The organism is Flavobacterium amylolyticum, assembly GCF_048284335.1.
Lineage (GTDB): Bacteria > Bacteroidota > Bacteroidia > Flavobacteriales > Flavobacteriaceae > Flavobacterium.
This window is the reverse complement of record NZ_JBLVPG010000002.1, coordinates 817,902-830,828: the sequence shown is the minus strand read 5'-3', so window position 1 is coordinate 830,828 and position 12,927 is coordinate 817,902. Positions and strand designations below refer to the sequence as shown.

General features: G+C 31.8%; 7 protein-coding genes. 3 read left to right on the top strand and 4 right to left on the bottom strand.

Going from position 1 to position 12,927, the window contains the following annotated elements; all coding sequences use genetic code 11:
* Positions 1-41: 41 nt before the first annotated feature.
* From ACNQF9_RS09745 to ACNQF9_RS09730, 4 genes are all read right to left on the bottom strand, one after another.
* Positions 42-1,442, bottom strand: a complete 1,401-nt coding sequence (locus tag ACNQF9_RS09745; RefSeq protein WP_417959640.1) for an anthranilate synthase component I family protein — start codon at positions 1,440-1,442, stop codon at positions 42-44.
* 344 nt (positions 1,443-1,786) lie between these two features.
* Positions 1,787-2,356, bottom strand: a complete 570-nt coding sequence (locus tag ACNQF9_RS09740) for a YceI family protein (protein WP_417959641.1) — start codon at positions 2,354-2,356, stop codon at positions 1,787-1,789.
* Between the two features lie 29 nt (positions 2,357-2,385).
* On the bottom strand, positions 2,386-3,018 hold the full coding sequence (locus ACNQF9_RS09735; RefSeq protein ID WP_417959642.1) for an NAD(P)H-dependent oxidoreductase: 633 nt from the start codon (positions 3,016-3,018) through the stop codon (positions 2,386-2,388).
* Positions 3,019-3,032: 14 nt separating this feature from the next.
* Complete coding sequence (locus ACNQF9_RS09730) at positions 3,033-3,488, bottom strand: MarR family winged helix-turn-helix transcriptional regulator (RefSeq protein ID WP_417959643.1); 456 nt, start codon at positions 3,486-3,488, stop codon at positions 3,033-3,035.
* A gap of 530 nt (positions 3,489-4,018) precedes the next feature.
* On the opposite strand from ACNQF9_RS09730, the gene ACNQF9_RS09725 reads away from it, so the two are divergent.
* The 3 genes from ACNQF9_RS09725 (at position 4,019) to ACNQF9_RS09715 (ending at position 12,607) form a co-directional block, all read left to right on the top strand.
* A complete protein-coding gene (locus tag ACNQF9_RS09725; RefSeq protein ID WP_417959644.1) occupies positions 4,019-4,303 on the top strand; it encodes a SemiSWEET family sugar transporter in 285 nt (94 codons plus the stop codon).
* A 141-nt stretch (positions 4,304-4,444) separates the two neighbouring features.
* Complete coding sequence (locus ACNQF9_RS09720) at positions 4,445-6,601, top strand: catalase (RefSeq protein WP_417990139.1); 2,157 nt, start codon at positions 4,445-4,447, stop codon at positions 6,599-6,601.
* A 372-nt stretch (positions 6,602-6,973) separates the two neighbouring features.
* Positions 6,974-12,607 (top strand): PAS domain S-box protein, encoded by a 5,634-nt coding sequence (locus ACNQF9_RS09715; protein WP_417959646.1) that lies wholly within the window; start codon positions 6,974-6,976, stop codon positions 12,605-12,607.
* Positions 12,608-12,927: the final 320 nt, after the last annotated feature.

Below are 12,927 nucleotides of genomic sequence, written 5' to 3'. Positions count from 1 at the left end.
GCAATCTTTAAATTCTTAAATTATTGAATCTTTAAATTATTTTATATTGTTTCGGCTAAATCTAATGCTTTATTCAGCGCTAATAATTTATTGTATACCTCCTGCATTTCGCTTTCTTCGTCTGAACTGGCTACGATGCCGGCTCCGGCTTGGGAATGCAATTGATGATTTTTACTTAGGAACGTCCGAATCATAATAGCATGGTTAAAATTGCCTTCAAAATCCATGAAACCAATAGCTCCACCATAAAAATTTCGATTGGTTTTTTCGTATTCTTCAATTAATTGCATGGCTCTGTGTTTGGGAGCACCACTCAAGGTACCTGCAGGGAAAGTATCCGCTACTACTTGCATGGTTGTAGCATTCTCATGTAAATGCCCCGTTACTTTTGAGACTAAGTGAATGACATGGGAGAAAAATTGTACTTCACGGTACTTTTCTACCTTGACGTTGTGACCGTTTCTGCTTAAATCATTTCGAGCTAAGTCTACTAGCATTACATGCTCACTGTTTTCTTTTTTATCTTCGGATAATTGTTTGGCGAGAACGGCATCTTTCTCGTCATCACCGGTTCTTTTAAAAGTTCCAGCAATAGGATGAATTTCTGCTTTACGGTCTTTCACAATGATTTGAGCTTCCGGTGAAGAACCAAATATTTTGAAATCACCATAATCAAAAAAGAATAAATAGGGAGAAGGATTAATGCTTCGCAATGCTCTGTATACATTAAACTCATCGCCTTTAAAACCTTGGGTAAATCGTCGGGACAAAACTAATTGGAACACATCACCTCTAAAGCAATGTTTTTTTGCTAAAGTCACATTGTGTTTGAATTCCTCGTCGGTTAGATTTGAAAATCCGGCTCCTTCTTTCGAAAATTTATAAGAAGTAATATTTCTAGATTGTAATAATTGTTCGATTTCTGAAATGTTGTTTCTTCCGTCTAAGCTATGGCAAAAAATATAGGCTTCATTCTTGAAATGATTGATAGCAATTATGTTTTGATACACTGCATAATACACATCGGGAATGGTATTGCTATTTTCTTTTTTGGCAATAACCACTTTTTCAAAATAACGTACGGCATCGTAAGCTATATATCCAAAAAGCCCATTATTAATGAATTTAAAATTATTTTTCTCGGATTTAAACTGACCCGAAAATTCTTGAATTACTTCTGGAATATTGGTATTGGCATCGATTAATATTTTTTCAAAACCCCCATCAGGAAAGGTCTTGTAGATAATTTCATTTTCTATTTTTATAGAGGCAATTGGATTACAACAGATGTACGAAAAACTATTATCATTGCCGTGATAATCACTACTTTCTAATAATAAGCTATTGGGGAATTTATCACGAATTTTGAGATAGACACTTACTGGAGTAATAGTATCTGCGAGGATTTGCTTGTAATTTGTATTTAGTATAAAAGGTTTCAATTTATATGTTTTTAGTGTTGTGTGATAGAGATAAAACAGGCATAAAAAAAAGGCCTGTCGTGATGACAAGCCTTTCAAATTTATAGTTTAATAATACTATAGGAAGCTTAGTTCACGACGACTGACGTAAATTGTTCCACCACCAAGTATTGTTTATTTTTGATTTCATGATTTATTTTATTGCAACAAATATATAAATGTAATTTGATTATTCAATATCATTGTGCGTTAAATAACATTAAAATTCAATAATTTTTGTTAAATAAATTTTAGTCGTGATTTTTATTAAAAAAACAAAACCCTAACGATATGTTAGGGTTTAATTATGGGATTTTAAATGAAATTTAGAATTTCAATGCAACCGCTAATTCAAATTCATCAGAAATAGCTTTGTCTCCTAAGTTGTCAAAGAAACTTCCAGAACCATATTTAATATCGTACTTTGTTCTGTCTATTTTTAATTTAGTTGCTGCGGTAGTTGCTGTTGTAGCAAGATCAAAAGTAATAGGATTTGTTTTTCCTTTAATAGTTAAATCTCCGGTTACAGTATAAATATTTGCAGATTTTAAAGTTGCTTTTTTGAAAATCAAAGTAGCTGTTGAAAATTTATCTGTTCCAAAAAAATCATCAGCCTTCAAGTGGCCCTCCAATTTTTCTTTACCTTGACCAGCTTTTAAGTCTGTAACGATGATAGAAGTCATGTCTACATTAAATGTACCACCTACTAATTTTTTTCCTTTAAAAACTAAGGCACCATCTTTTAGGTTGATTGTTCCTTCATGTTGTCCCGTTACTTTTTTTCCAGTCCAGTTGATAGTACTTTTTGCAGGATCTACTTTTTTTGTTTGAGCGGTTACTGATAAGGTAGATAAAACTACTACTAATGCGAATGCGATTGATTTAAAATTTTTCATGTTTTTGAGTGTTTGAATTTGATTAATAATTAAAGAGTGATGAATAATTCTTCGTTTGATTTCCTAACTTTTTTGTAATGTTGCGTTGCATCCTCATCGTGTCTGTATCCCAGAGTTGCGATTAATGTTGCGTTCAATCCTAATTTATCCAGACCCAATATTTCATTTACTTGAGCAGGGACAAATCCCTCCATTGGTGTAGCGTCAATTTTTAGATCAGCGGCAGCATTTAATAAATTTCCTAAAGCCAAGTAAGTTTGTTTTGCTGTCCAGATATTTCTAGCTTCTTCAGGAAGAGATGTTATGTTTGTTGTCATAAAATCTTTGTATCCTTGCATGCTTTCTAAAGAAATTTGTCTGGTTTGGCTTGTATTGATAAAATAATTATCGATTCCATTTTTACCAAAGTCTATTTCATTTGCAAAAACAATTAGGTGTGAAGCTTCTATAATTTGTGATTGTCCCCAGGCAGAAGGTTGAATTTTAGCTCTTAATTCGGGGTTTTCAACTATAATAACTTTATAAGGTTGTAATCCAAAGGAGGACGAACTCAAACGAATCGCTTCCTTTAATATGTTTAAATCTTCAGCTGTTATTTTTTTAGTGATATCAAACTTTTTTGTTGCATATCTCCAATTTTGATTTTCTAAGAAAGTATTCATGTTGTATTTACTATTTATTGGTTTCTGTATTTTTCTAATAATTGATTTAATTGAACTATTTCCTCTGCACTCAAATTTTTTGAAAAGAATTCCTCATGCGATATGACCTTTGGGTCTAATTCTTTCAAAACATTCAATCCTTTAGGCGTTATCGATACTTCAATTTTACGACGGTTATCAGGACAAACTTTACGAGTGACTAGTTCTTTTAATAATAACTTATCTACTAATCGAGTCGTATTGCTCGTTCTGGCTAACATTCGTTCTTGAATTACGGACATGTTTGCCGGATTTCCTTTTTGGCCTCGTAATATTCTAAGTACATTATATTGTTCTCCAGATATTTCATGAGGTTTTAATAATTCATTAAAATTTTCTGTAATTACATTTTGTGTATACAAAACATTTAGAATAATTTTTTTAGAATTATCCATTGTTACAGTTGATTTTAAAATGTCTTCAATTTTCATATTTGTATATATGTAATTTGTTGGTACAAATGTAACGTTTTTTATAGTTGTATATACAAGTGTAGGTTATTTTTTTGTTAAAATAATTTTAAGATACTGTAAAATGATTTGATTTTGTTTTTTTATGTGTTTTAACTCTTGTAAATCAAATGTTTGACTAATTTTGAATCTCAAAATTAAATTATTGTGAGGGTTGCTCGTGTTGGTTTAAAAATTTATTTTTTTTTAAAGTATACTCAAAACTTGTACCAAAACACGATGAAGCAAAAAGTGTATGTATGGCGAGTGTCCGATTTTGTTAAATTGTATGGCTTTCCACAAATGGTTTAATCTGATTGCAGTAATTAGAGTTCAAGTGTTTAAATATTTTAAAAAGTAAATTATCAAGAGTTGGAATCTGTTTTTACCATCAAGTAAGCGTTGGTAGAGTCTGATAAGTTTAGGATTTAGACTAACTACCCATTGCTCTTATTTCATAAGTAATTTAGTTTTAATCATCAACTACTTTTTTTAACTTTTATTCAAAACTTATGGATTATATTCAAATACTCGGTTTGATAGCAGCTACATTAACAACTGGTGCCAATTTCCCACAGACCTACAAAATTATAAAAACAAAATCAACAAAAGACATTTCTAAAGTTACTTATGTGATGCTTTTTTGTGGAGGAATGATGTGGCTTATATATGGGATTTTACAAAATGACATTCCTATTATCATTGCAAATGGCATTTCAGGCGCAATATGTGGAATTATTCTTATCCTTAAATTTTCTTCAAAAAAAGTACTCGAAAATTTGGATAAAAAAATATAGTGTTCTGTAATACAGTGTAGTGGGGTTTGTTTAAATCGTGATTTTATAAATTTTAAATAAGATTATGTAAAAATTTTATCTTTAAAAGTGTAAATTTATAATGATTTAAAAAAGTGTTACAAAAACTAATAAATTATTACAATGAAAAACACGAAAACAAAATTAAATGATTCTGAAAATCAGAAACTACAGGATTTAGCTATTGAAAAGTCCGATGCAGAGAATCAGTTTATGACCACTGATCAAGGACTTAAAATTAACGATGATACTAATTCTCTAAAAGCTGGCGAACGTGGTCCATCATTACTGGAGGATTTTATTTTAAGAGAAAAAATCACCCATTTTGACCACGAAAGAATTCCAGAAAGAATTGTACATGCGCGTGGTTCTGCCGCGCATGGTTATTTTCAGGTTTATGAATCTATGGAAAAATATACCAAAGCAGGATTCTTGCAGAATCCACATATTAAAACGCCTGTATTTACACGGTTTTCTACTGTTGCTGGATCAAGAGGATCAACGGATCTGGCACGAGATATTAGAGGATTCTCAGTAAAATTTTATACCGAGGAAGGAAATTATGATTTAGTGGGGAATAACGTGCCAGTTTTTTTTATTCAAGATGCGATTAAATTTCCAGATTTGATTCATGCAGTAAAGCCTGAGCCCAATAATGAAATGCCACAAGCAGCATCGGCACACGATACTTTTTGGGATTTTATTTCCTTAATGCCAGAAACGATGCATACTATAATGTGGGTTATGTCAGACAGGGCCATTCCTAGAAGTTTAAGAATGATGGAAGGTTTTGGAGTTCATACTTTTCGGTTTGTAAATGCTAAAAATGAATCTCATTTTGTGAAGTTCCACTGGAAACCAAAACTAGGAACACATGCTGTAGTTTGGGATGAAGCACAAAAAATATCAGGAAAAAATTCTGATTTTCACCGTCAGGATTTATGGGAAGCCATTGAGAACGGGCAATTTCCGGAATGGGAGTTAGGAGTGCAAATTATTCCAGAAGCAGATGAACACAAATATGAATTTGATTTATTAGATCCTACTAAAATTGTTCCTGAGGAATTAGTTCCTGTAACATTAATAGGAAAAATGATCTTAAACCGAAATCCAGATAATTTTTTTGCTGAAACAGAGCAAGTTGCTTTTCATCCAGGCCATATTGTTCCAGGAATTGATTTTACTAATGATCCCTTATTGCAAGGAAGATTATTCTCTTACACTGATACACAATTATCCCGTTTAGGAAGCCCAAATTTTCATGAAATACCAATCAATAGAACCATTGCACCAATGTATAATAATCAGCGTGATGGACACATGCGTCAGGAAATCAATGTAGGTAGGGTTAGTTATCACCCAAATTCTCTTGGTGGAGGCTGTCCTTTTCAAGCAAAAATTGAAGAAGGTGGATTTACCAGTTTTAACGAAAGGATTGATGCTCAAAAAGTACGTGACCGAAGCGAAAGTTTTTCAGATCATTTTAGTCAAGCTACGTTATTCTTTAATAGTCAAACCCAAACTGAAAAAAATCATATTATAAATGCTTTACGTTTTGAATTAGGGAAATTAGAAACTGTAGCAATTCAAATCCGTATGTTGGGATTATTATCTCAAATAGATTTAGGATTAGCGACAAAAGTAGCTGAAGGTCTAGGAATGAAAGTACCCAAAAGTCCAGAAAAGCCAATGAATCATGGCGTTGGTGCTAATGCCGATAAACAGAAGTATGAACCTAAAAAAGTAATTCAAAGTGTGGAAGCTTCGGATGCATTGAGTATGCTTAAAAACAAAACAGTATCCAAAACGATTGTGACACGACAGGTGGCATTTTTATGTTCAGAAGGAACTGATAGGGCTTCGATCAATGCCTTGAAAGCTGCTTTAGAGAAAGAAGGTGCAAGCATGAAAATTATAGCGCCACATTTAGGAACGATAAAAGCAAATGACGGAAGCGAAATAAAAGTAGATCAAAGTTTTCTAATTGCTTCATCTGTTTTGTTTGATGCTGTATATATTCCTGGAGGAAAAAACACTGCTTTCCTGAGTTCAAAGCCTGAAGCAATTGAGTTTATTAATGAAGCCTATAAACATTGTAAAGTTATTGGTGCTGATGAAGCCGAGATATTTACTAAAACGAATGTTAAAGATGTGTTAGATACTAAAGATAGTAAAGATGGAATTATTTTGAATGGAAGTAAAGAAGATAAAAATTTCACAAAATCTTTTATAAACGCTATGGAGCAACATCGTTTTTGGGATCGAGAAGCAGCACTTTAGTGGCACGGGTTTTATTTTAAAAAAACTCCCATAAACATTAAAAATCGAAATTTTAATTTCAATTTTTAATGTTTATGGGAGTTTAAATATGTACTTATTCAAAACTGATTTTGCTCCTGTTTAATTATAAATTTTTACTATTTAATATTCTTAACAGTATTTAATTTATCGAAATGATAATACAGCCAAATTTTACCTATAAACGGAACTAATTAAAAGTAACAGATTGTCAAATATTAAATTTTTAAAATGATTGTAGAACATTGTTTTTAGAAATAAACGGAATGATATTATGGTTATTCGATAGTAAGACTTTTTCAGATTTTATAAGTATAAATTGTTATATTTAAAAATAATTTGAATTTAACGAATATGCACAAATCAAAACCATCCTATGACGATCTACTAAGTATCCTAAAAGATCGTGAGATAGAAATTAATAGATTATTAAAAAAAGAACAGTCTATTAATAATTTTGAATTTTACTTAGAAGAATCTCAAGATTTAGTGTGCACGATTGGAAGTGATGGCTTTTTAAAAGAACTTAATTCTGCGTTTTGTACAATATTAGGTTACACAAAAGAAGAATTGCTATCGAATCCTGTTTTGTCCTTTATTCATCCTGATGACAAGGATAAAACAAGTAAAGAATTAGAATTATTATCTCTTAGCGGTTCTATAATAAATTTTGAAAATAGATTTATAAAAAAAAATATAGCAATTGCTACTATTCAGTGGACTATAACAGCATCTCCGTCAAGAGAAGTTGTCTATGCCATTGGTAGAGATCTTACTGAAAAGAGAGACATTGAAAAAAAAGTCAAAGCTCAGGAAATAGCTGAAACTAATTATAAGATGAAGCTTATACAAGAGGAAAGTAATTTGAAATTTAAAAATTATATCAAAAATGCTCCTGATGGGGTTTTTGTTATGGATCAGGATAGGAATTACATAGAAGTAAACGAGGCAGCGATTAGATTAACAGGATATTCTGAACAAGAACTTTTAGGGATGAAATTTGGAGATTTATCCTTAAAAGATAAAGTAGCTGATGCTTTAAATTTTTTTGAGGTATTAATAGCTACAGGAGTAATTCGGGGCGAAATAAAAATCAGTAATAAAAGCGGAGCCGAAATACATTGCTTTATAGATGTGGTAAAACTTTCTGAAAATAGATTTCTGGGTTTCGTGAAAGATATTACCCAACGTAAAAATGCAGAAGCAAAAATTGAAAAAAGCGAAAAACAATTTCGTGCCTTAGTCGAAAACAATGATGGTGTAATAACTGTTGTTGATAAGGATTTAAATGTCATATTTCGAAGTCCTTCTTCGGCTCGAGTTACTGGATATACTGATGATGAGTATGATGAAATTATGGATGTAGATTATTTTCATCCAGACCATTTAGAGTATGTTAGACAAATGGTACAAAAAGCATTAGATAATCCAGGCTTGCCAATAGCGGTTATTTTTCAGGTTAAACATAAAGAAGGAAATTATATATGGTTGCAAGGAATGCTCAATAACATGATTCATGACGATAGTGTTGGAGGTATAATTGCCAATTTAAAAGATGTAACAGAAAATAGAAAAGTAAATGAAACGCTTTTAAATGAAAAGAATAAGTTTGCTAAAATTGCAGCTACCGCACCGGGATTAATTTATTCGATGCGTCAGAATAAAGATGGTTCTTTATGCTATCCTTATGCGAGTAATGCTATTGAGGGAATTTATGGATTTTCTTTTAGCGAAATAGAATACAATCCCAATGCCATTTTTTCGCTCATTCATCCAGATGATTTAGATTTTGTAACACAAAGTATAATTGCAACTAAAACACGATTAGTGCCTCTAGTGTGTGAATACAGATATTTTCATCCTACTAAAGGCTTAGTATGGCACAATGTAAATTCGTTACCAGTTGTGGAACCGGAAGGAACTGTAATTTGTCATGGAATTGTAACGGATATTACTGAACGTATTAAAGCGGATCAAAAACTCATTAAAGCGAACAGACTGCATCTATTTATAAGTCAAATTAATCAGATGATTGTTCGAACCACTGATGAAAAAAACCTTTTTTATGAGGCTTGTAAAATAGCCGTAAAATTAGGTAAGTTTGAAATGGCTTGGATAGGAATGATTGATGAAAATACTAAAAAAATAATTCCTGTAACTATTGCTGGAGAAAATAGCGATTATTTAACTTTTATCAAAAGCATTTCAGTTACGGATATTCAAGAGAACCGTGATTCAGTTGGTGTTGCAATTATAAAGGGTAAATATTTTATTTGCAATGATATTGAGAATGATTTAACGATGCAGCCTTGGAAAGAGGAAGCTTTATGTAAAGGATTTCTGTCTGGGATGGTATTACCTATAAAAAAATTCGGAAAAGTAATTGGAAGCTTTTCCTTTTATGCTAAAGAAAAAAACTTTTTTGATGCTGAAGAAATCGCTTTATTAGAAGAGGCTACAGGCGATGTCGCTTTTGCGCTAGAGGTTTTTGAGAAAGAGACTTTGCGGAAGAAAGCCGAAGAAGCAGTTATTGAAAGTGAATCACGCTACCACATGCTTACTGAAGTATCACCTGTGGGTATTTTTCGAACAGATGCAAATGGATTTACTACTTATGTTAACCCGTTTTGGTGTCAAATTTCAGGCTTGTCTTTTCAAGAGGCAATAGGAAATGGCTGGTTAAGAGGTGTTCATGAAGAAGATAAAAGCTCACTATTCAGAGGGTGGGAGAATGCTACAAATAATGAACAGAATTCGTTATCCGAATATCGATTTGTGCGTAAGGACGGTTCTGTTGCATGGGTGATGGGACAAGCTTTGCCTGAGAAAAACATAAAAAATGAAATTGTAGGGTATATAGGTACCATAACTGATATTACACAACGCAAAAATGCTGAAACAATAATTCTGAGAGAAAAAAAACTTTCGGAATCCTTAATTAATAATCTTCCTGGTATTTTTTATCTGTACGACGAAAAGGGGAAATTTTTGAAATGGAATAAGAATTTTGAAGATGTCACGGGGTACAGTAAAACGGAAATTGCAAAAATGAATCCTATTGATTTTTATTTATCAGATGGTGAAGAAGGTTTAGGTGAAAAAATAAAAAAAGTATTAGATAAAAACACATCAGGTGTTGAGGTAGAGTTGGTTATAAAAAACAAAACTAAAGTTTCTTATTACATTAACTCTCACGTAATTGAGTATGAAGGAAAAATGTGTTTGTTGGGAATGGGAATAAATCTTACTGAAATAAAGAAGGCAGAAGAAAAAATAAAAATCGCAAAAGAACGCTATGAAATGATTTCGATGGCTACTAATGACGCTGTTTTTGAAGTCGATTTATTGACAGGACAAAGCTGGAATAATAAAGCATTTATTGATCTATTTGATTTTGGGAGTAGCGAGCCAAACGGAATTGAAAATACTACAATATGGCGATCAAAACTTCATCCGGATGACAAGGAAAGAGTAATAAAAAAATTAGAGGATTCGTATGTAGGATCTACAAATTTATGGTCCGATGAGTTTCGTTTTCAAAAGAGTGACGGAAGCTACGGTATCTTTTATGATAGGGGTTTTATAACAAGAGATGAATCTGGCAAGGCAATACGATTAAACGGAGCATTAACTGAAATCACGGAACTAAAGAATGTTAAGGAGCAACTAATTAATACTGAAGAAAAGTATCGCAGCCTCATAGAACAAGCATCCGATGCTATTTTTATCAATAACGCTAATGGAGATTTACTAGAAGTAAATGAAAGCGCTTGTGAAATGCTTGGCTATACTAAAGAGGAGCTTTGTACAAAAAATTTAACGGATTTATATACCAATGATGAGCTTAAATCGAGCCCAATTATTATTAAAGAATTACTTAGTGGCAAGCAAACATTAATTGAACGTAGCATGCTGCATCGCAATGGGACTTTGATTTCAGTTGAAATCACGGCTAAAATGATTACTGATGGGCGTATTGTTGCGATTGTTAGAGATGTAAGCAAACGAAAAAAATCCGAGGATGACTTCAAGAAAATGAATAAAAAACTAGAAGCTATACTCGGAGCCATACCAGATTTATTGTTTGAAGTTGATATTCAAGGTAGAATTTTTAACTACCATTCTCGTAGGGATGATTTATTAGCCCTGCCTCCAGAAGTGTTTTTGGGAAAAACATTTACTGAAGTGTTACCTACTGATGTAGGAAATTTATGTCTATCCGCCATTCGGGAAGCTTCGGAAAAAGGATATTCAACTGGTAGACAATATTCATTACAGTTGGCAAGTGGTTTGCATTGGTTTGAACTTTCAATAGCACCGATGAAAGAAAGCGATGAGCATGAAATACATTTTATTTGCCTTTCAAGGGATATTACAGCAGCTAAACAATCGGACAATGCACTATTGAAAAGCGAGGAAAGATATCGCGGACTGTTAAACAATTTGGAAGCAGGGATTATCGTCTATGCTCCGGATAAATCCATTATCGTAAATAATATTAAAGCGGGAGAATTATTGGGGCTAAGTGAAGAACAAATGAAAGGGAATACATCCATTCATCCGGATTGGAATTTTTTAAATGAAGATAATTCCGTGATGTCTATTACTGAATATCCTGTAAACCAAATTTTTGCCCGTAAAGAACCTCTCAAAAATTTCACAATTGGTGTTAGTAGACCAATAACTGATGATATTGTTTGGCTCTTAATTAATGGTTTTCCAGAAATTGATTCTTCTGGAGAAATATATGAAATTGTAATTAGTTTTTTTGATATTACCGAACAAAAAGAGATGGAAATGGAGCTGGTTAAGGCCAAAGAGTTGGCTGAGGCAGCAAATAAAGCTAAAACTGATTTCCTTGCCAATATGAGTCATGAGATTAGAACACCACTCAATGGGATAATTGGTTTTACCCATTTGTTGATGAAATCAAATTTAAAAAAGGATCAATCCGCATATATGAAAACCGTCAATGAATCTGCAATGTCATTAATTGAAATTGTAAATGATGTGTTGGATTTCTCTAAAATTGAATCTGGAAAATTAGAGTTGAATATTGAAGAGACCAATCTCTTTAAATTAACGAATCAGGTTATTAATTTATTTAAACACCAAGCTAACCAGAAAGAAATAAACTTAATATTAGATATTGATACGAACACCCCACAATATGTTTTAGCGGATTCGGTTCGATTAAAACAAATATTAGTCAATCTATTGAGTAATGCGGTAAAGTTTACCAATTTTGGAGAAATTCGTCTCGATATCAACGAAATTAAATCGTTAGATAAAAAATGGGTAACCATTAAATTTTCAGTTAAAGATACTGGAATTGGAATAAAAACGGGTAATAATGAAAAAATATTCAATTCATTTGTTCAAGAAGATAATTCAACCAACCGAAAATTTGGTGGTACAGGATTAGGTTTGGCAATATCGAATCAGCTGTTGGATTTAATGGGGACCAAATTGCAATTAATAAGTAAATATGGAGATGGAAGTGATTTTTATTTTGTCATTAAATTTAAGAAAGCAAAACATAAAAAGAACAAAGATCTGTTGTCTTTAGAAATAGTTTCTGAAAATTCATTAATTCAAGATACTATTTTAATGAATAAGAAGGTTCTGATTGTAGAAGATAATAAAATCAATATGCTTTTAGCCAAAACGTTAGTCAAGAGAATTATATCGAATTGTACAATTATTGAAGCTATTGATGGAAATGAAGCAGTAGCACTTTATAAAAAAGAATTACCAGACATTATTTTAATGGATATTCAAATGCCAAATAAGAATGGTTATGAAGCCACAAACGAAATAAGGAAATGTAAGAATGCGGAACATATTCCTATAATTGCAATCACTGCCGGAATCATGGTTGGTGATAAAGAAAAATGTATCGAAGCAGGGATGAGTGATTATTTACCGAAACCCATTATTCAAAAAGATTTAGAAATGATGTTGCATAAGTGGTTGAATAAAGAGTGATTCCTCTAGTATTAACAAGTGTTTATTGATTTAAACACTTTTTTTATGCAAATTTGTGAAGGAGGTTACATATAATAGTTCTGTTTTTATGTGTTTTAGAAGTTGTTACACTTGTAATAATGTGTTTTTTTTATTAAATTTAACATGCGTTAATCTATAATTTAGTTAAATATTTTGTTTTTCATAACATATTAGTCTTTTTGGACCTGAGAGTCTTTTTTTTTGCTTGTTAAATTTAACTTTTTAATAAAAATGATAAACAAATGTTAAAATAATAGATATTTTGGTAATAGAGTAATCTTTTATTTAATCCATAAAAA